This window comes from Streptomyces capparidis (genome assembly GCF_054782095.1).
In genome coordinates, this window is sequence record NZ_BAAGTD010000049.1 from 35,380 (window position 1) to 54,577 (window position 19,198).

General features: G+C 74.8%; 19 protein-coding genes. 10 read left to right on the forward strand and 9 right to left on the reverse strand.

Features of this window, described 5'->3' with window-relative positions; translation table 11 throughout:
- Positions 1–157 precede the first annotated feature (157 nt).
- From ACYVO2_RS30145 to ACYVO2_RS30160, 4 genes are read left to right on the forward strand one after another with little or no spacing between them, the layout of a single operon-like run.
- A complete protein-coding gene (locus ACYVO2_RS30145; protein ID WP_461011210.1) occupies positions 158–1,474 on the forward strand; it encodes an enolase C-terminal domain-like protein in 1,317 nt (438 codons plus the stop codon).
- Between the two features lie 6 nt (positions 1,475–1,480).
- Positions 1,481–2,530: a sugar ABC transporter substrate-binding protein gene (locus ACYVO2_RS30150; protein ID WP_461011211.1), complete on the forward strand. Its 1,050-nt coding sequence runs from the start codon at positions 1,481–1,483 to the stop codon at positions 2,528–2,530.
- On the forward strand, positions 2,527–4,062 hold the full coding sequence (locus ACYVO2_RS30155) for a sugar ABC transporter ATP-binding protein (protein ID WP_461011212.1): 1,536 nt from the start codon (positions 2,527–2,529) through the stop codon (positions 4,060–4,062). The genes ACYVO2_RS30150 and ACYVO2_RS30155 overlap by 4 nt, the downstream gene beginning before the upstream one ends.
- Complete coding sequence (locus ACYVO2_RS30160; RefSeq protein WP_461011213.1) at positions 4,055–5,140, forward strand: ABC transporter permease; 1,086 nt, start codon at positions 4,055–4,057, stop codon at positions 5,138–5,140. Before ACYVO2_RS30155 ends, ACYVO2_RS30160 begins: the two co-directional genes overlap by 8 nt.
- 313 nt (positions 5,141–5,453) lie before the next feature.
- Here ACYVO2_RS30160 and ACYVO2_RS30165 read toward each other — a convergent pair whose 3' ends face one another.
- Positions 5,454–6,299, reverse strand: a complete 846-nt coding sequence (locus ACYVO2_RS30165) for a lysozyme (RefSeq protein ID WP_461011214.1) — start codon at positions 6,297–6,299, stop codon at positions 5,454–5,456.
- A gap of 235 nt (positions 6,300–6,534) precedes the next feature.
- Between ACYVO2_RS30165 and ACYVO2_RS30170 the strand changes: the two genes are divergently transcribed.
- Together ACYVO2_RS30170 and ACYVO2_RS30175 are read left to right on the forward strand one after the other, a co-directional pair.
- Complete coding sequence (locus ACYVO2_RS30170; RefSeq protein ID WP_461011215.1) at positions 6,535–7,089, forward strand: YbaK/EbsC family protein; 555 nt, start codon at positions 6,535–6,537, stop codon at positions 7,087–7,089.
- A 62-nt stretch (positions 7,090–7,151) separates the two neighbouring features.
- On the forward strand, positions 7,152–7,586 hold the full coding sequence (locus ACYVO2_RS30175; protein WP_461011242.1) for a MarR family winged helix-turn-helix transcriptional regulator: 435 nt from the start codon (positions 7,152–7,154) through the stop codon (positions 7,584–7,586).
- Between the two features lies 1 nt (position 7,587).
- On the opposite strand, the gene ACYVO2_RS30180 is transcribed toward ACYVO2_RS30175, so the two are convergent.
- Positions 7,588–8,421: a hypothetical protein gene (locus ACYVO2_RS30180; RefSeq protein ID WP_461011216.1), complete on the reverse strand. Its 834-nt coding sequence runs from the start codon at positions 8,419–8,421 to the stop codon at positions 7,588–7,590.
- A gap of 506 nt (positions 8,422–8,927) precedes the next feature.
- Here ACYVO2_RS30180 and ACYVO2_RS30185 point away from each other — a divergent pair.
- The 3 genes from ACYVO2_RS30185 to ACYVO2_RS30195 all read left to right on the forward strand — a co-directional run bounded on the left by ACYVO2_RS30185 (position 8,928) and on the right by ACYVO2_RS30195 (position 11,404).
- The gene (locus ACYVO2_RS30185) at positions 8,928–9,452 is read left to right on the forward strand and encodes a GTP-binding protein (protein ID WP_461011243.1); all 525 of its coding nucleotides are present in this window, start codon (positions 8,928–8,930) and stop codon (positions 9,450–9,452) included.
- 71 nt (positions 9,453–9,523) lie between these two features.
- Positions 9,524–10,774, forward strand: coding sequence for a styrene monooxygenase/indole monooxygenase family protein (locus tag ACYVO2_RS30190; RefSeq protein WP_461011217.1), 1,251 nt, complete (start codon positions 9,524–9,526; stop codon positions 10,772–10,774).
- A 201-nt stretch (positions 10,775–10,975) separates the two neighbouring features.
- Positions 10,976–11,404, forward strand: coding sequence for an SsgA family sporulation/cell division regulator (locus ACYVO2_RS30195; RefSeq protein WP_461011218.1), 429 nt, complete (start codon positions 10,976–10,978; stop codon positions 11,402–11,404).
- Between the two features lie 50 nt (positions 11,405–11,454).
- Here the strand turns inward: ACYVO2_RS30195 and ACYVO2_RS30200 are convergent, their stop codons facing one another.
- From ACYVO2_RS30200 to ACYVO2_RS30220, 5 genes are all read right to left on the reverse strand, one after another.
- Complete coding sequence (locus ACYVO2_RS30200; protein WP_461011219.1) at positions 11,455–12,645, reverse strand: C40 family peptidase; 1,191 nt, start codon at positions 12,643–12,645, stop codon at positions 11,455–11,457.
- Between the two features lie 268 nt (positions 12,646–12,913).
- Positions 12,914–13,171, reverse strand: coding sequence for a hypothetical protein (locus tag ACYVO2_RS30205; RefSeq protein ID WP_461011220.1), 258 nt, complete (start codon positions 13,169–13,171; stop codon positions 12,914–12,916).
- A gap of 28 nt (positions 13,172–13,199) precedes the next feature.
- Entirely contained in the window at positions 13,200–13,955 is a 756-nt protein-coding gene (locus tag ACYVO2_RS30210) for a metallophosphoesterase family protein (RefSeq protein WP_461011221.1), read from the reverse strand.
- Positions 13,952–14,683: a TetR/AcrR family transcriptional regulator gene (locus tag ACYVO2_RS30215; RefSeq protein ID WP_461011222.1), complete on the reverse strand. Its 732-nt coding sequence runs from the start codon at positions 14,681–14,683 to the stop codon at positions 13,952–13,954. The genes ACYVO2_RS30210 and ACYVO2_RS30215 overlap by 4 nt, the downstream gene beginning before the upstream one ends.
- Before the next feature lie 47 nt (positions 14,684–14,730).
- Positions 14,731–15,660, reverse strand: coding sequence for an AurF N-oxygenase family protein (locus ACYVO2_RS30220; protein WP_461011223.1), 930 nt, complete (start codon positions 15,658–15,660; stop codon positions 14,731–14,733).
- A gap of 214 nt (positions 15,661–15,874) precedes the next feature.
- On the opposite strand from ACYVO2_RS30220, the gene ACYVO2_RS30225 reads away from it, so the two are divergent.
- Positions 15,875–16,876 (forward strand): Gfo/Idh/MocA family protein, encoded by a 1,002-nt coding sequence (locus tag ACYVO2_RS30225; protein WP_461011224.1) that lies wholly within the window; start codon positions 15,875–15,877, stop codon positions 16,874–16,876.
- Between the two features lie 24 nt (positions 16,877–16,900).
- On the opposite strand, the gene ACYVO2_RS30230 is transcribed toward ACYVO2_RS30225, so the two are convergent.
- Together ACYVO2_RS30230 and ACYVO2_RS30235 are read right to left on the reverse strand one after the other, a co-directional pair.
- Positions 16,901–17,521: a DedA family protein gene (locus ACYVO2_RS30230; RefSeq protein WP_461011225.1), complete on the reverse strand. Its 621-nt coding sequence runs from the start codon at positions 17,519–17,521 to the stop codon at positions 16,901–16,903.
- Positions 17,522–17,762: 241 nt separating this feature from the next.
- The gene (locus tag ACYVO2_RS30235; protein ID WP_461011226.1) at positions 17,763–19,163 is read right to left on the reverse strand and encodes a hypothetical protein; all 1,401 of its coding nucleotides are present in this window, start codon (positions 19,161–19,163) and stop codon (positions 17,763–17,765) included.
- Positions 19,164–19,198 lie beyond the last annotated feature (35 nt).

The following is a 19,198-nucleotide window of genomic DNA, read 5'->3' on the forward strand; positions in this document are numbered from 1 at the left end:
GCACACATTCTGCCCTCAGGCTGCAATGGTCGGACCACTGGGGAGAGGATGGTCGAAGAAGATCCAAGAAGGTCCGAGAAAGATGCAGGACGACCTCTGTTCTCCCCCCGAAGAGGTCTGATAAATATGCCTGCACTGGCGACGAAGGGACAGCGGCATGGCGCCGGTCATCACTGCTGTGGACGTCCACGACATACGGTTCCCCACTTCGCTCGAGCTGCACGGGTCGGACGCGATGAATCCCGACCCCGACTACTCCGCCGCCTACGCGGTGCTGCGCACCGACGGCCCGCACGACGGGCACGGCTTCTGCTTCACCATCGGCCGCGGCAACGAGATCTGCACCGCCGCCATCCGCGCCCACGCCCCGCTGGTCGTCGGCCGCACCGTGGACAGCGTCGTCGGCGACCTCGGCGGCTTCGCCCGCGACCTGGTCCGCGACTCCCAGTTGCGCTGGCTCGGCCCGGAGAAGGGCGCGGTGCACATGGCCGCGGGCGCCCTGGTCAACGCCGCGTTCGACCTGGCCGGGCGGATCGCGGGCAAACCCGTGTGGCAACTGCTCGCGGAACTGCCGCCCGAGGCGATCGTGGACCTGGTCGACTGGCGCCACCTCACCGACGCGCTCACCCCGCGGGAGGCGCTCGCGATGCTGCGCCGCGCCGAGGCGGGCCGCGCCGAGCGGACCGAGCACCTGCTCGCCGAGGGCTACCCGGCCTACACCACCACCCCCGGCTGGCTCGGCTACAGCGACGAGCGCCTGGCCGAGCTGTCCCGGCAGGCCGTCGCCGACGGCTTCACCCAGATCAAGCTGAAGGTCGGGGCCGACCTGGACGAGGACCGGCGGCGGCTGCGCGTGGCCAGGGACGCCGTCGGCCCCGGCATCCGCATCGCCGTGGACGCCAACCAGCGCTGGGACGTGCCCGACGCGGTGGCGTGGACCAAGGCGCTCGGCGAGTTCGACCCGTACTGGATCGAGGAGCCGACCTCCCCCGACGACCTGCTCGGGCACGCCGAGATCCGCCGGGCCGTCGCCCCCGTGAAGGTCGCCACCGGCGAGCACATCCACAACCGGGTGATGTTCAAGCAGTTCCTCAAGGCCGAGGCGCTGGACGTGCTCCAGCTCGACGCCTGCCGGGTCGCGGGCGTGACGGAGAACGTCGCGATCCTGCTGCTCGCCGCCAAGTACCGGGTGCCCGTCTGCCCCCACGCGGGCGGCGTCGGGCTGTGCGAGGCGGTGCAGCACCTGGCGTTCTTCGACTACGCGGCCGTCAGCGGGACCCTCGACGACCGCGCGGTGGAGTACGTGGACCACCTCCACGAGCACTTCACCGACCCGGTGCGGGTGCGCGCCGGGCGCTATCTCGCGCCGACCGCCCCGGGCATGTCCACGAAGCTGCGCACCGAGTCGCTCCGGGACCACCGCTTCCCGGACGGGCCGGTATGGGCGGGCCGAGCCCACGGATCCGAGGAGTGAACAACGATGTTCCGCACCAAGGCAGTCACAGCGGCCGTGGCCTGCGCCGCCGCGCTCTCCCTCGCGGCGTGCGGCAGCACGGAGGACACCGGCGGGGGCGGCGCCGCCCCCGCCGGTGACGGCAAGGGCGAGGTCGGGGTGATCCTGCCGCTGCTGACCTCCCCGTTCTGGCAGTCCTACAACGACTACGTGCCCACCATGGCCAAGGCCGAGGGGGTGGACGTGCTCAAGACCGTCAACTCCAACAGCGACCCCGCGCAGCAGATCACCGACATCAACAACGCCCTCAACCAGAACGTCGCGGGCCTGGTGGTGGCCCCGCTGGACAGCGCGGCCATCGTGGCGGGTCTCGACCAGGCCGAGCGCAAGGGCGTCCCCGTGGTGGCCGTGGACGTCGCCCCGGACAAGGGCAAGGTCGCCATGGTGGTGCGGGCCGACAACGTCGCCTACGGCATCAAGGCGTGCCACTTCCTCGGCGGGAAGATCACCTCCGGCAAGGTCGTGCAGATCATGGGCGACCTCGCCTCCATCAACGGGCGGGACCGCTCGGAGGCGTTCCGCTCCTGCATGAAGGAGAAGCACCCCGGTGTGAAGGTGCTGGAGATCCCGGCCAAGTGGGAGTCCGACGCCGCCGCCTCCAAGCTCGACACCCTGCTCAACGCCCACCCCGACATCAAGGGCATCTACATGCAGGCAGGCGGCGTCTACCTGGCGCCGACCCTGCGCACCCTCAAGAGCAAGGGGATGCTGAAGAAGGCGGGCGAGGCGGGCCACGTCTTCGTCGTCTCCAACGACGGCATCCCGCAGGAGCTGGAGGCCATCCGCAAGGGCGAGATCGACGCCACCGTCTCCCAGCCCGCCGACGCCTACGCCAAGTACGGCCTGTACTACGTCAAGGCGGCCATGCAGGGCAAGACCTTCCGGCCGGGGCCGACCGACCACGGCTCCACCATCGTGGAGCTGCCCAGCGGGCTGCTGGAGGACCAGTTGCCCGCGCCGCTGGTCACCAAGGAGAACGTGGACGACCCCGAGCTGTGGGGAAACACCGTCAAGTGAGCGGCTCCCAGCAGACCGGGACGACCCGACGGGCGGCGCCCGGCACCCGCCCGCTCGTGGAGGCGGTCGGCGTCACCAAGCGCTTCGGGCCGACGCTCGCGCTGGACGACGTCCGGCTCACCGTCGAGCAGGGCCGCACCCACGCCCTGGTCGGACGCAACGGCGCGGGCAAGTCCACCCTGGTGGCGATCCTCACCGGGCTCCAGGCCCCCGACACCGGGAAGGTGCGGTTCGACGGGGCCGACGCGCCGCCGCTGGCCGACCGCGCCGCCTGGCGGCAGCGGGTGGCGTGCGTCTACCAGCGGTCCACCATCGTCCCCGACCTGACCGTCGCGGAGAACCTGTTCATCAACCGCCAGACCACCGGGCGCGGCGGCGTCATCAGTTGGCGCCGTACCCGGGCCAGGGCCGCCGAGCTGCTGGACGCCTGGGACGTGCGGGTGGACCCGGACGCCCGGGCCGGCGACCTGAGCGTGGAGGACAGACAGCTCGTCGAGATCGCCCGCGCCCTGTCGTTCGGCGCCCGGTTCATCGTGCTGGACGAGCCCACCGCACAGCTCGACAAGCGGGAGATCGAGCGCCTGTTCACCCGGATGCGGCAGCTCCAGGACTCCGGGGTGACGTTCCTGTTCATCTCCCACCACCTCCAGGAGGTCTACGAGGTCTGCCAGACCGTCACCGTGCTCCGCGACGCCCGCTGGATCACCACCGCCCCCGTGGCCGACCTGCCGCGCGGCGCGCTGGTGGAGGCCATGGCGGGGGAGGCGGTCACCGCGGCGGCCGTGGTCCGCCACGACACCGCGGACGCGCCCGTGCGCCTCGCGGTGCGGGGGCTGACCGGGGACGGCTTCGCGGAGGTGGACCTGACCGTGCGGCGCGGCGAGGTGGTCGGGCTCGCGGGCAGCAGCGGCAGCGGCAAGATCGAGCTCGCCGAGTCGCTGGTGGGCCTGCGCGGCCCCCGCGGCGGCACCGCCGAGCTCGACGGCGCGCCGCTGCCCCTCGGGGACGTCTCCGGGGCGCTGGCCGCCGGGGTCGGCTGCGTGCCCAGGGACCGGCACCACCAGGGGCTCGTCCCGCAGATGTCGGTGGGCGACAACACCACCATGACCGTGTCCCACAGGCTCGGCCGGTTCGGGCTGGTCGCGCCCGGCCGCCGGGCCGCGTTCGCCGCGGAGCTGATCGACCGCCTGGACATCCGCACCGAGGGTCCCGGGCAGGGCGTGCAGGCCCTGTCGGGCGGCAACCAGCAGAAGGTCGTCATGGCCCGCGCGCTGGCCTCCGACCCCAGGCTGCTGGTGCTGATCAACCCCACCGCGGGCGTGGACGTGAAGTCCAAGGAGTCCCTGCTCGGCCGGATCGACGCGGTGCGCGAGGACGGGACGGCGGTGGTCGTCGTCTCCGACGAACTGGACGACCTGCGGCACTGCGACCGCGTGCTCGTGCTCTTCCACGGCCGGGTGGTGGCCGAGCACCCGGCCGGATGGTCGGATCACGACCTCATCGCCTCGATCGAAGGAGTGGACCATGGCTGAGGCGGGGGCCGGAACACCGAAGACCGCCGGGGTGCCGCGGGCGCGGACGGGCGGTGGACGGGCGCCCGGGGGACCGCCGGGGACCAGCGGCGGGCGGTCGCCCGCCGCCACCCGGGCGGTGCTGCTGCGCCGGGCCAGGGAGCTGGCGCTGGTGCCCGCGCTGCTGCTCCTGCTGGCGCTCGGGCCGCTGGTGGACGACTCGTTCCTGACCGAGCGCAACATCATCTCCATCCTCGGCGCCTCCGCCGCGCTGGCGATGGTGGTGCTCGCCGAGTCCCTGGTGCTGATCACCGGCAAGTTCGACCTGTCGCTGGAGTCGGTGGTCGGCATCGCCCCGGCGATCGGCGCGCTGCTGGTGCTGCCCGCCGCGCAGGCCGGGTTCGGCACCGAGCTGCCCACGTGGCTGGCGCTGCTCGCGGTGTTCGCGGTCGGCGGGGCCGTGGGCGGGTTCAACGGGCTGCTGGTGGTGAAGCTGCGGCTGAACGCGTTCATCGTGACGCTGGCCATGCTGATCGTGCTGCGCGGCCTGCTGGTCGGCGCCACCGAGGGCAGGACGCTGTTCGGGATGCCGGAGGCCTTCCACACCCTGGCCACCACCACCGTGCTCACCGTCCCGGTGTCGGTGTGGCTGGCGGCGGCGGCGTTCGCGGCGGCCGGGTTCGTGCTGAAGTACCACCGCTGGGGCCGGGCGCTGTACGCGATCGGCGGCAACGCGGACGCGGCCCGCGCGGCGGGCATCCGGGTGGAGCGGATGACGCTGGCGGTGTACGTGGTCGCGGGCCTGCTCGCGGCCGTCGGCGGGCTGATCCAGACCGGGTACGTCGGCGCGATCAACGCCAACCAGGGCCAGAACATGATCTTCACGGTGTTCGCGGCCGCGGTCATCGGCGGGGTCAGCCTGGACGGCGGCCGGGGCACGATGTTCGGCGCGCTGACGGGGGTGCTGCTGCTGGGCGTGGTGCAGAACCTGCTGACGCTGGCTCAGGTGGAGTCGTTCTGGATCCAGGCGATCTACGGCGGGATCATCCTGCTCGCCCTGATGATCGCCAGGGTGACGACGGGGCGGGCGCAGGATTGAACCGGGGGGTGGGGGCATTCCTCCGGAGGCCGGGGGCTCCGCCCCCTGGACCCCCGCCGGGGCCGCGCCCCGGGCCCCGGAGGGGGTGTTGCTCCGGGGGCCCGGGGGCTGTGCCTCTTGAGCCCCCGCCGGGGTCTCCGGCCGTGGACGGTGTGTGCGGCGGTGGGGCCGTTCCTCCTTGCCGCTCCTTCGCCCGTGGCCGGGGGTGAGGGGTGGGTTCGCGGAGGTGGGGTGGAGCGCCTGGGTCCAGAGGGCTTCGCCCCCTGGACCCCTTCGGGAGCCGGGCCCCGGGGTTCCGGGGCCCGGCCGCGTGTCAGCCGTTGGCCAGGGCCTGGAGGCGGTCGTAGGCGCCGTTGAACCAGTTCTGGTCGCCGGGGAAGGTGCCCGAGGAGGCGTACTGCCAGATCGTGTGGAAGCCCCAGCCGTTGGGCAGGGTGCCCACCGTGGAGGCGTAGCGGGCGATCCACAGCGGGTTGGTGGAGCCGAAGGCGCCGCTGTTGCCGGTGCACTGGGTCCACCAACTGGTGGAGGTGTAGATCGTGGGGTAGCGGCCGGTGCGGGCCAGCACGGTGTTGCTGAAGTCGCGGATCCAGTTGACCATCGCGGCCTGGCTCAGGCCGTAGCAGGTGGCGCCGTACGGGTTGTACTCCAGGTCCACCGCGGGGGGCAGCGTCTTGCCGTCCCTGGACCAGCCGCCGCCGTTGTCGACGAAGTAGTTGGCCTGCGCCGCGCCGCTGGAGTAGCCCGGCAGGGCGAAGTGGTAGGCACCGCGGATCATGCCCACGTTGTAGGAGCCGTTGTACTGCTGGGCGAAGTAGGGGTTCTTGTACGAGGTGCCCTCGGTGGCCTTGACGTAGGCGAACCGGGCGCCGTTGGCCCAGGCCGAGGACCAGTTGACGTTGCCCTGGTGGCTGCTGACGTCCATGCCGGCGACCTGGGCGCGCGGCTGCCTCGGCGGGACGTTGTCGGGGTCGCCTCCCTCGTGTTCGAGGATGGTCGAGCCCGCCCAGTCGTCCTCGGGGTGGGGGATGGTCTCGCCGCCGGAGGCCGAGGCCGTGGCGGGCATGAGCACCAGCAGGGCGAACACGGCGATCAGCGCGGTGAGCGCGGAGCGCAGGGAGCCGCGGGGGGTTCGCCGGTACGGTCGGTGCGCGGACATGGTGCGCCTCCTGTGGGGGAAGGGGGCGGTTCCGGCCGGGTTGGTGTGGCCATGTCAGATTGAAGGTAAGGGCGGCGGGGCGGCGATGAAAGAGTCCTTCGTTGACGCCGTTGGTCCAGACCACTGCGGCAAAGCCCCAGGCTGCGGCTTTGGGGTTTGTTAACAATGAGAGTTTCAGCAACTGCCGGACGGAGGGCGCCGCGAGGGGGGCCGCGCCGCCGGTTAGGCTGCGCGCATGACTGCCGCACCCATCGGGAACTTCACCGAGGCCTGGCCCGCCGCGCGGCGTCCCGAGCTGCTGGCCGGGCCCGTCGCCGCCGCGCTGCCCCTGCCGGGTGACGCGCAGGCGCTGGTGGTGGACACCGACCCGGAGGCCGCCGACACCGCCGCGTTCTGCGCGCGGTACGGGGTGGCGCCGGAGGAGTCCGCGAACTGCGTGGTCGTCGCGGCGAAGCGGGGCGGGGAGACCACACTCGTGGCCTGCGTGGTGCTCGCGCACACCCGGGCCGATGTGAACGGGGTGGTGCGGCGCAGGCTCGGGGCGCGCAAGGCGTCGTTCGCGCCGCGCGAGACCGCCGTGGCGGAGACCGGCATGGAGTTCGGCGGCATCACGCCCGTCGGGCTGCCCTCCGGCTGGCCCGTCCTGGTCGACCGGGCGGTGCTGGACGTGCCGTGGGCCGTCGTCGGCAGCGGGGTGCGCCGCTCCAAGCTCCTCGTCCCCGGCAAGGCCCTCGCCGCCCTGCCCGGCGCCGAGGTGGTGGACGGGCTGGGCCTGGGCGGCCCGGCGTGAGCGGGGCGTACCGCCGCGGCGGCGGCGCCCCCGGGGAGCCCGGCGGCGGGGGAGAGGGCCCGCTGGACGCGCTGGAGCGAGAGCTGTCGGTGCTGCTGCGCCGGGCCCGCGCCAACATGGCGGAGATGGCCAGGGAGCTCCACCCGGACCTGGAGCCCGGCGCCTACGGCCTGCTGATGCGCCTGGAGGGGGCCGGGCCGCAGCGGGCCACCGAGCTGGCGTCGTTCTTCGGGGTGGGCAAGGCCACGATGAGCCGCCAGTTGCGCGCGCTGGAGGGCCTGGGCCTGGTGGCCCGCGAGCCGGACCCGGCCGACGGCAGGGCGTACCTGCTGACGCTCACCGACGAGGGCCGCCGCCGCTTCACCGGGGTGCGCACCGCCCGCCGCGCCCGCTACCTGGAGATGATGGCGGCCTGGGACCGCGCCGAGGTGGCGGAGCTGGCGCGGCTGCTGCACCGGCTGAACGCGACGGCGGAGGGCGAGCAGCCGCGCGCCTGAGTCACAGCTCGGCCAGCACCGCCGTCGCGTCGTCGTGCCGCTTGTGGCGCCCCCGGGCCGCCCCGGCGCACTCGGCGGCCCGCACCCGGGCGATCAGCTCCCGGGGGCCCTGCTTGCGCAGCAGCGCCATCGCCCCGGCCCAGTCCGTCTCGCCGAACATCTCCACCAGCCGTGACGCCCCGTCCGACAGCGCCGCCACCGCCCGCACCTCCTCCCGCGGCACCGCCCCGGCCACCGCCCGCGCGGCGACCGACGGGTCGGCCGCGGCGGTGAAGAACCCGCCCTCGGCGTTGCGCAGCGCCTCCACCGCCGCCACGTACTCGGCCACCGCCGCCGCGCGCTCCGGCGCGTCGGCGGCGAGCGCGCGCACCGCCGCCCGCCGGGCCGTCACCGGGTCGGGCAGCCGGTCGAGCCGGTCGTCCAGGACCGCCTCCACCCTCGTGCCCAGGTCGAGCAGCAGCACCGAGTCCGACAGCACCAGGTACTCCACCGACTCCGGTGACCACCGCACGGCGACCACGGTGGCCTGGGGCGTGCGGGCGTGAGATAGGTCACAGCCCCCGGCGTGCGCCCGCGCGGTCCGCTCGATCGCGTCCGCGAGGCATGCGCGCAGTGAAGCGCCGGGGTGCGATGTGGCCATCTCCAGCAGGGCGCCGCCCAGCCGGGAGGCGAACCAGGGGACGCCGTGGACGCAGCCGTCGTCGTCCGGCGGCGGGGTGACCCCGTCCAGCAGGACCAGCGCGCCGCCGCGTCCGGCGGCCGGGAGCGCCGCGGAGGCGAAGTCCTCGTTGGGGCGGTCGGGACCGCCGGGTTCGGTGGCCAGTTCGATGCGCATGGCGGCCATTGTCGACCCGGGGGGAGCGGAGCATGGCGTATGGTGACGGCTTTGACAGGTCTGGACCAGCCCCTGGGCAGCACTTGTTGACGCCTGGGAAGTAATGTTCACTCGTTCGGGTGGCTGTGCGGAGAAGCGTGGCGCTTCGCGGCGTCGCTTGCGAGGGTCGAGCGCGCCGGGGAGCCGCCGATCGCGTGTGCGGTGGCCGCGGGCCGGCCGGCGCGCCTCCGCGGAGTCGGAAACTGAAGCGCGAGAAGGATGCGAGAACCGGTGCGGACGAGGCATAGGCCGCTGGCAGGCGCCCCTGTCACGGCACGGCACCGCTCCCCCGCGTTAGCCGAGGGGGAGCCATGCGCCTGAACACACAACCGGCCGGTACCGGCGCTTCCGAGCACGCGCTTGTCGAGAGGGTGGCGGTGCACGAACAACAGAGGGCACGGACCTTCGACGCCGAGACGGCACCGGCGGGGACGGACTCCGGGGACGGTGCGCCGGTCTCGACCAAGATCGTGGTCTCCGGCGGGTTCGGCGTGGGCAAGACCACCTTCGTCGGCGCGGTGTCGGAGATCACGCCGCTGACGACCGAGGCCGTGATGACCAAGGCCAGCGAGGGCCTGGACGACCTGCGGTCCACGCCGGGCAAGACGACCACCACCGTCGCGATGGACTTCGGGCGGATCACGCTCGACTCCCAGCTCGTCCTCTACCTGTTCGGCACGCCCGGGCAGAACCGCTTCTGGTTCATGTGGGACGACCTGGTGCGCGGCGCCATCGGCGCGGTGGTGCTGGCCGACACCCGGCGGCTCGCCGACTGCTTCCCCGCGCTCGACTACTTCGAGACCAGCGGCCTGCCGTTCGTGGTGGCGGTCAACCAGTTCGAGGGCACGCAGGCGTACACGGTGGACGACGTCCGGGACGCGCTGTCGCTGCCGCGGACCATACCGGTGGTGATCTGCGACGCCCGCGAGCGCCAGTCCGCGGTGCACACGCTGATGTCGCTGGTGTCGCACGCCCTCACCCGCGCCGCCTGACGGGGTTTCGGTCACCGGGCGGGCGCACGGAGGCCGTGGCGGCGGCTCGGGACAGGCGGAAGGCGACGGCGATGGCGCGCACGGCGGTGGTGGTCGGGGCGGGGCAGGCCGGCCTGCACCTCGCGCTCGGCCTCCGGTCGCACGGCTTCGACGTCACCCTGGTCGCCGACCGCACCCCCGACGAGGTCCGCGGCGGGAGCGCGCTGTCCGCGCAGGCGATGTTCCACCCCGCCCTGGAGTGCGAGCGGGAACTGGGCATCGGCTTCTGGGAGCACCAGGCGCCGCCCGTGGAGGGGGTGGCCGTCCGGCTCGTGGCGAGCGGCGGCACCCACCCGCCGGGACCGGTCGGCCGGCTGCGCCACCCCGCCAGGTCCGTGGACCCGAGGGTGAAGCTGGCCGGGTGGATGGAGACGTTCGCGCTCCGCGGCGGGCGGCTGGTCGTGCACACCGCCGGCGTGGCGGACCTGGAGTGGTTCGCGAGCGGCGCCGACCTGCTGGTGGTGGCCACCGGCGCGGGCGGGGCCGGGCGGCTGTTCGCGCCCGACCCGTGGCGCGCCCCGCGCCCCGCGCCGCGCAGGACGCTGGCCGCCGTCCACGTCCACGGCCTGCGCCCGCACCCGGAGGACGGCGGCACCGCGCTGCGGTTCACGGTGGTGCCCGGCGTGGGGGAGTGGTTCACCCTGCCGTCCCTGACCACAACGGGCCCGTGCGACGTGCTGGGCTGGTCCGCCCTGCCCGGCGGGCCGGCGGACGTGTTCGCCGGGGCGGGCCACGCCGAGCGGCTGCGGCTCGCCCTGGAGCTGACCCGCCGCCACCTGCCGCAGGAGCACGCCCGCGCCGCCGGGGCCGAGCCGGCCGACGCCCGCGCCTCCGTGGTCCACCACCCCGCCCCCGGGGTGCGGCCCGCCGTGGCGGTGCTGCCCTCGGGGACGCCCGTGCTCGGCGTCGCCGGGGCCGCGCCGCTCGACGACCCGTTCACCGGCCAGGGCGCCGCCGCCCGGTGCGCCGCGTCCTGCCTGCGCAGCGTCGTCGAGCACGGCGACCGCCCGTTCGACGCGGAGTTCCTGCGGCGGGCGTCCGAGCGCTGGCGGCGGCAGGCCGAGCCGGCCGGGCGCTGGACCGACGCGCTGCTCGGCCCGGCGGCGCCGTGGGCGCGTGACCTGCTGCGCGCCGCGGGCGAGGACGGCCGGGCGGCGGACCGGTTCGCGGCGGCGTTCGCCGACCCGGCGACCCTGGAGAGATGGTTCCACGACCCGCGGGCGGCCGCGCGCGGCGCCGGGGCGGCCGGGGCGCACCGCCCTGTATTACCGGTCGAGAGCTGAATAACCCGGAATTCGGCACGATACCGGACGAATAGCAGCACATCTCCGGCGCCACCGCGGCGCGTTTTCGCCGCGCGGAATTCATTCGGCCACCTCACCGGCCTGACGACGCGTTATGGAATTCTCGCGGGCATGTGTTGGAGGGTTGCGGCAAGACTACTGGCAGGGCAACGAGACGCACGATGACCGAAAGGACCCGCCATGCGGATGGCGACCGAGATCGAATGCGAGATCGGCATGGACCTGATCATCGGCATGGATCTGATCGTCGGGGTGGACCGCACCCTGCCGGTGACCGCCGACCTCTACTACAGCAGCGCGGCGCCGTACCAGGTGGAGGCGACGTTCCGGCACGGTGAGGAGAAGATCGCCACCTGGGTGTTCTGCCGCGAGCTGCTGCTGGAAGGGGCCGAGCGGCCGGTGGGCGAGGGCGATGTGCGGGTCTGGCCCGACCGTGCCCGCGGCCTGGTGTGCCTGGGGCTGACCGCCCCCGGCGGCAGCTCGCTGCTGCTGGCCCCGGCGAGGGCGGTCGCCGAGTGGAACGCCAAGATGGTCCGGGCCGTGCCGCGGGGCACCGAGAGCGCGCACATCGACCTCGACCGGGAGATCGCGGCCCTGCTCGCCGGCTGAGGCGGACCCGGCCCGAGGCTCCCGGCAGCCGGGTCCGGCCCCGCGGCGGGTCAGGAGCGGGCGGGCGGCTTCGGCGCGCCCGCGCCGTCCACGGCCCGCTCACCCGGGTCCGGGCGCACGGCGCCCAGCACCGGCATCCCGCCGACCGGCGAGACCTTCACCACGTCCCCGGTCCGCGGCGCCTGCACCACCTTGCCGTCGCCGATGTACATCGCCACATGGGTGGCGCCCGGGTAGTAGATGACCAGGTCACCGGGGCGGAGCTGGTTCATCGGCACACGCGGCAGTTGCCTCCACTGCTCCTGGCTGGTGCGCGGTATCGGCGTCCCGGCGTACTCCCACGCCCTGGAGGTCAGGCCCGAGCAGTCGAACGCGTCGGGGCCCTCGGCGCCCCACAGGTACGGGTCGCCCAACTGATCGAACGCGTAGTCGATGGCGCGCTGCCCGGCGCCCGACGGGTTGCGGTCGTCGTGCCCCAGCACCCCGGAGTCGACGAACTCCTCCTGCGCGGCCCGGGTGCCCTCCTCCTCCAGCCGCTTCAGCTCCTCGCGCTCGGCGCCGGTGAGGGTGCTGACGATGTCCTCGACCTGCTCCAGCCGCTTCTCGACCTTGTCGCGGGCCGCGCGCTGCCGCTCGGCGAGCCCCTCCGCCTCCTCCAGCGTCTCCTTCTGGTCGTCGACCAGGTCCTTCAGGTCCCGCTCCCCGGCCGCCAGGTCGCGCACCACCTCGGCCTGCGCCTCGGCGGCGCGGTTCAGGTCGTGGCCGCGGTCGAACGCCTCCCGCGGGTCGTCGCTCAGCAGCAGCCGGGAGTAGTCGGACAGGCCCAGGTCCCGGTACTGGCGGCGGGCCAGCTCCCCGGCCACGGCCCGGTTCTCGCGGAGGTCCGCGCGCTGGTCGCCGAGCTGCTTGTTGAGGTCGTCCAGCTTGCGGCGCGCCTCGTCCAGCTTCTCCTGGGCGGTGTTGTACTCCTCGGCGGCCTCCTCCGCGGTGCGGTACAGCGACTGGAGGCGGTCGAGCAGGGCCCTCAGCTCCTCCTCCGCCAGGCCGCCGGGCGGGGCGGGCCGGTCGGTGGGCGGCGGGGTGTCGATGAACGACGGGTCGGACGCCTGCCCGCCGGGGGACCGGCCGCCGGGGTCCGGGTCGGCGTACGCGGCCTGGGGCGTGGTCAGCGCCGCGCAGGCCAGCAGGGCTCCACAGGTCAGGGCCCGGCGCGGCCAGCCCGGGGAGCGGCGTACTGACATCCCATCACCTCCGCAGCAATCACCATTGTCCGGAGTGATCCTGCCATGACTCGTCGTACTTATTAAGGGGAGTTGAGGCGTTCGGCGCAGTCCGTCACCCACCCGTACGGCGTCGTTCACTCCGGCGCGCGAGGCACCGTCAGGTGCGGGACCGGGGCACGCGCCACAGGAGGAGACATCGTGTGCGGCGGCGGGGTTGCACTCTTCGGCCGCGTCCGTGCGGGGCGGGGCGCCGGCGGCGGGCCCGGGGCGGGACGGGGAGCGCGGGTCAGCGGCGGCGCCAGGGCCACTTCGGGCGCTCGGTGCGCCCCTCGGGGTCGTACTCGTACCGCCAGCGGGAGCCCCGGCCGCGGCGGGGGGACGGGGCGAGGACCCGCCGGTAGACGTGCACGGCCGCGGTGGAGCCGTCCTCGCCCGGCACCGGGACGGAGTACGTCTTCGGCGGATTGCCGGTCATGCCGACGAGCACGGGCAGCACCCGCCCGTCCAGCGGCCCCCCGGTGAACTCGGTGTCCTCGCTACGCACGGGACCATGCTCCCACCCGGGCCCTGGCTCACCGCGGCGCCCTGCCGTCGCCCGGCCCGAACGCCGCGAGGGCGTCCTCCGCCGAGTTGCGGGCGAGCACGTACTCGTCCGCCCACCGCGCCGCGCCCGGCCAGGCCGACTCCGCCGCGATGCGGGCGCAGGCCGCCGCGAGGTCGAACGGGGTGCGGCGCAGCGCCACGCCGTCCGGGCCGAGCAGCGCCCAGTGCGCCCCCGGGCGGCCGTAGGGCATGCCGACGCTGCCCGGGTTGACCACCAGTCGGCCGTGGGTGAGGCGGACGAACGGCATGTGGGTGTGGCCGCACACCACCGTCTCCACGTCCCGCGGCACCCCGTCGAGCACCTCGGCCCAGCGCGCCGGGCGGGAGTCGACCAGCACCGTCTCGCTGTCGTCGCGCGGGGTGGCGTGGCAGAACAGGACGCGGCCGAGCCCCGGCACGTCCAGCGTCGCCGTGGCGGGCAGCGCGGCGAGGCGGGCCACCTGGTCCTCGCGCAACTGCGCCGCCGCCCAGGGCGTGACTTCGTCGGGGCTCTCCCGCGCCGTCCCCCGCCGGTGCTCCACCAGCTCCCGGTCGCCGTTCCCCGACACCCACACCGCGCGCTCGCCCAGCGACGCCAGCAGGTCCAGGGTGCGCACCGGCTGCGGCCCGGAGGCCAGGTCCCCGCAGAGCACGACCCGCTCCGCGTCCCGCACCGCGGGCTCGGCGAGCACCGCCTCAAGCGCGGGCAGCACCCCGTGCACGTCCGACAGCACGGCCACGCTCACAGCAGGTGCTCCAGCGTCGCCCCCATCGGCCGCAGGCGGCGGGCCAGGTCGCCCGCGGGCCCGTCCCGGTCCTCCAGCGCCAGCACCGGGGCCAACTGCGCGGCCACGGTGGCGTCCCCCGCGGCCGTCACCACCAGCAGCCCCACGAAGTGGTCCACCAGCCAGGTCCGCAGCTCCGGCGCGGGCGGCTGCTTGCCCTGGTCGAGCCAGGCAAGCGACACCGTCTCCACCGACGCGATCCACGAGCGCACCGCGAGGACCAGGCGGGGGCTGGGCTCGGGCACGGCCAGGTGGTCGAGCACCCGGTGCAGCGCGTCGCGCCGCACCTGCTCCACGATCTCCCCGGCGCGGCCCGCCGCGGTGACGCCGCCGCCGCGCAGCAGCGCCGCGTAGCCGGCGTCGTGCTCGTCCACGAACGCCAGGTAGCGGTCCAGGACGTTGGCCAGGCGCTGGGTGGGGGTGCCGGTGGCCGGTTCCACGAACCGGCCGGACAGCTCGTCGGCGGCGGAGCGCATCGCGGCCTCGTAGAGCTGCCGCTTGCCGCCGGGGAAGTAGCGGTACACCAGCGGGCGGGAGACCCCGGCAGCCGCCGCCACGTCCTCCAGGGAGACCTCGTCGGGGGCGCGGCGGCCGAACAGGTCGAGGGCGGCGGCGAGCAGTTGCTCGCGGCGCTGCTCCACGGGCAGCCGCCGGTAGGCGCCGCGCCCCACTGCTTCGAATGCTGCCATGCCCCGCAGGGTAACCGGCCGCCCGCCCCTGTGACGTGGGGCTACGCTCACAGCAGTCCGCTGCTGCGCCACACCCGCGCCCACGGGCCGCGGATCAGCCCGATCTCGGTCAGGAAGTCGGTGAGCCTGCGGGCGGAGGCGCGCATGACCTCGCGGCGGTGCCCGCTCGCCGCGGCCTGGGCGCGCGCCTGCCGCGGGTCGAGCCCCACGTTGGCGTACACCCGGGGGCTGATCAGCGACCTGCTGACCACGCGGGCGGCCTCGGCGGCGGTGAACCGGGTCAGGCGCAGCTCCCAGGCGGGCGCGGTCCCGGCCTGGCGGCTCAGCTCCTCGCGGGCGTAGCGCACGTGCCGGGCCTCCTCCACCACGTGGATGCGGGTGACCTGGCGGATGACGGGCTGCACCGTCTCGTCCGGGAAGGTCTGACGCTGCATCCAGTCCAGGATCTCCTCGCACAGCAGGGTGGCGGTGAACGACCCGGGGGTGGTGGAGACGGTCTTCATGAAGCGGGCGAGGTTGTGCTCGGCGCGGCCGGGCCGGTAGACGGGGGTCTCCAGGCGGTCGATGAGCCGCGCGAACATCTTCGAGTGGCGGCACTCGTCGGCGACCTCGGTGAGGGCGTAGCGGACATGGCCGCTGGTCGGGTCCAGGTCGTAGATGTGCCGGGCCAGCAACTGCATGAGGATGACCTCGAACCAGATGCCGCTGCCGGCCAGGCTCGCGGCCTCGTGCCGGGACAGCTCCAGGCGCCGCCGCTCGCTCATGCCGTGCCACAGCGGGGTGTCGTAGAGGCTGACCAGGTGCGGTGGCAGGAACCACTTGCCGTCCTCGAGCGGCGCGTCCCAGTCGACGTCGGTGTCGGGGTCGAAGGAGTGCTTGACGGATGCCTCCAGCAGCCGGGCCGCGACGCGTTCGCGTGCCTGGGAGGCGGTGAGGACGGCCGTGTCGGCCCTGGTGGTGGCAGGAGTGCTGGTCAAGGTTGCCCGCTCCTTTCCGGGAGGGGGCGGGCGCGCGCCGGGTGGCCCGCGCCCGGGGCGCTCGGCCCACCCTCTCCATCGGCAGTCGGCTTATAAGACTGTCTTCTTATAAGACTGCGTGTCAGCAAGGGCGTCAATCCCCCTGCCCCATCCCCGTGGGCACCCCGCGAGGAGGGGCCGTGCCTCCGGCGCCCTCCATGCATAGGATCTGATCATGTCAACCGACGGCGCCCCGATCAGATGGGGCATACTCGCGACCGGCGGCATCGCCGCGGCGTTCACGGAGGACCTGCGGCTGCTGCCCGACGCCGAGGTCGTCGCGGTCGGCTCCCGCTCCGCGGAGTCCGCCCACCGGTTCGCGAAGACGCACGGCATCCCCCGGGCCCACGGAAGCTGGGCGGAGCTGGCCGCCGACCCCGAGGTGGACGTCGTCTACGTGGCGACCCCGCACTCCGCCCACCACGCCGCCACCGAACTGCTCCTGCGGGCCGGCAAGGCGGTGCTGTGCGAGAAGCCGTTCACGCTGAACACGCGCCAGGCCCGGGAGCTGACCGCGCTCGCCGACGAGCGCGGCCTGTTCCTCATGGAGGCCATGTGGACCCGGGTCAACCCCGTGATCCGGCGCATGGCCGAGCTGATCGCCGACGGGGCGGTGGGCGAGGTGCGGGCCGTCCACGCCGACTTCGGGTTCGCCGCCCCGGCCGAGGCCACGCACCGGCTGCGCGACCCGCACCAGGGCGGCGGGGCCCTGCTCGACCTGGGCGTGTACCCGGTCTCCTTCGCCCACTTCGTGCTCGGCGCGCCCGCGCACATCGCCGCGTGGGCGCGGCTGAGCCCGCAGGGCGTGGACGAGAACACCGGCATCCTGCTCGGCTACGACAGCGGGGCGGTGGCCACCCTGACCTGCTCCATCGTGGCGGGCACCCCGGTGGTCGCGGCCGTCAGCGGCACCGCGGGGCGGATCGAGCTGCCGCACGGGTTCTTCCACCCCGACGGGTTCGTGCTGCACCGGCTCGGCCGGGAACCGGAGCACGTGCGGGTGCCGGGCGGCGAGGAGAGCGGCAACGGGTACACCCACGAGGCCGTCGAGGTGATGCGCTGCCTGCGGGCGGGCCGCACCCAGTCGCCGCTGGTACCGCTGGCCGACACCCTGGCGGTGATGGAGACGCTGGACGCGGTGCGGGAGCGGATCGGGGTGCGGTATCCGGGGGAGTGACGGGCGGCGGGGGCCGGCGACGGGTCAGACGTCCGCGGCGACCGGCTCGGCGCGGCGCCTGTTGTGCACCAGCAGCCGCACGGTGACCGCGCCGGCCACCACGAGCGCGCCGCAGGACAGCGCGGTGCTCAGCCACGACGCGTCGAACCACTGCCCGCCGACGTACCCCAGGCCCACGCTGTACGCGGCCCAGACCACCCCGGCCAGCGCCGACCACGGCAGAAACTCCGCCAGCGTGCGCTGGGTGGCGCCCGCGGCGACGCTCACCACGGAGCGGCCGGCGGGCGCGAACCGCGCCAGCACCACCAGTGGACCGCCGCCGCGGGAGACCACCTCGCCCAGCAGGTCCTGGGCGGCCGAGAGCCTGCGGTTGCGCTTCATGTGGCTGTCGATCCACCGGCCGCCGCCGCGGGCGAGCCGGTACGCCGCCAGGTCGCCGAGGCAGGAGGCGGTGGCCGCGCACAGCAGCAGCATCAGGGTCTCGGCCACCGCGAAGGTCTGGCCGGTGGCGGAGCCGGCCGCGGAGGCGGCGATCAGCAGGGCTCCGCTGGGCAGCACGGGGAGGAAGACGTCGAGCATCACCGACAGGGCGACGACCGCGTACACCCAGGGCGAACTGAGCAGTGCGCCCAATTGATCCAACACGTGTGCCTTCTCCCCCGCATCCCTCCCGGGACTTCCAGGCGCCATCCCCTCGTGGCCGCAGGCCAGGTGCAGCGGAGCGGCGGGGGCGCTGTGTTCCCGAATGGCTCTCCCGAGCCATCCAACCGTACAGCGTACGCGGTGCCGTGTAACGGGGGTATTCGCGGCGCTGCCGGTGCCGATCACCCGTCGTGCGCGGATTGTTATGATTATCGGGCCGTCAGGGCCGGGTGTGTGGGCGGTATCACGTCGCCACGGCCGCCCGGCCGGCCTCGCCGCCGCCGCGCCACCCGGCCGCTCCCCGGTCCTCCAGCTCCGCCCTGAGCGACGCCACCGCCGCCGTGACCCGCGGCGAGGCGCAGTGCCGCGCCAGCCCGGCCGCCTCGTCCGCCAGGGCCCGCGCCCCCGCCAGGTCACCGGTCCGCAGCCGCGCGGTGCCCGCGAGCGCGGTGTACAGGCAGCGGTCCCGGGTGAACGACGGGTCGAGCGCCCGCACCGCCGCCTCCAGCAGCGGCCCGGCCTCCTGCGCGCACCCCAGGTGCAGCAGCGCGGTCCCCGCCTGAGCCGACAGCTCCGCCGCGCCGAACCAGTACAGCCACGGCGGGTCCGCGCCGTCCCCCGCCCCGGCCAGCAGTTCCCCGGCCCGGTCCAGCGCGTGCCGGCACCGCGCCGCGTCGCCCAGCACCGCCAGGGCGCGGGCCCTGCGGGTGGCGGCCATCGCCCGCAGCCGCCCCCCGCCGCCCTCCGCGGCCAGCGCGGCGGCGTCCGCCGCGGCCAGCGCGTCCCGGGGCCGGCCCGCGAGCAGCGACTGGAGGGACAGGCCCGCCAGCAGGTGCGCGGCCAGCGGCCGGCTGCCCGCGCTGTGCGCCGCCCGCAGGCCGGTCAGGAAGTACCGCTGCGCCGCCGCGTGCCGCCCGCCGTCCGCCGCCGCCCAGCCGCCGAGCTGCGCCAGGTCGGCCGCCACCGCGAACAGCCGGGCCCGCACCGCGGCGCCGGGCACCCCGCGGTGCAGCAGCTCCGAGGCCAGGCGCAGGTCCGCCTCCACCCGGTGCCGCACCGCCGTGCCGCCGAGCCGGTCGTCCAGCCTGCGCAGCCCCAGCACCCCGCTCTCCAGCCAGGCCGCCGTGCCCGCGTCCGCCGTGCCCGCGTCCGCCACGCCCGCGTCCGCCACGCCGTCCCGCGGCCCGTCCGGCTGCCCGTCCGGCTGCCCGGCGGGCTCGGGGGCCGCCGCCCAGTCGGCGATCGCCTCCCGCAGCGCCCGCCCCGTCAGCAGCGGATACCCCCGCAGGTCCTCGGCCCCCGCCCCGTCGCCCAGCAGCGCCCGCAGCGCGGCCAGGGCCCCCTCGGGCGTCCACGGCAGCCCCGCGGGCACGCCGTCGTGCACCGGCAGCCACCCCGGCCAGGGCTTGGCGTCCACCTCGCGCAGGGGCACCCCGAGCGCCCTGGCCAGCGCCCGCTGGCTGTCCGGCTCGGGCACCACGCCCCAGTGCTCCCACCGCCAGACCTTCTCGCGGCGCGCGGCCATGGGCACGCCCATGGCGCGGGCGTTGTCGGCTATCACCCGGGCCAGGTCCTGGTAGGTCCAGCCGCGGCTGCGCCTGACCTGGGCCAGGGGGTGGGGCGAGGCTTGAGGAGCGCTCTTCACGACCGTGGTTCTCCTCGTCACCGGGGGCGCATGGG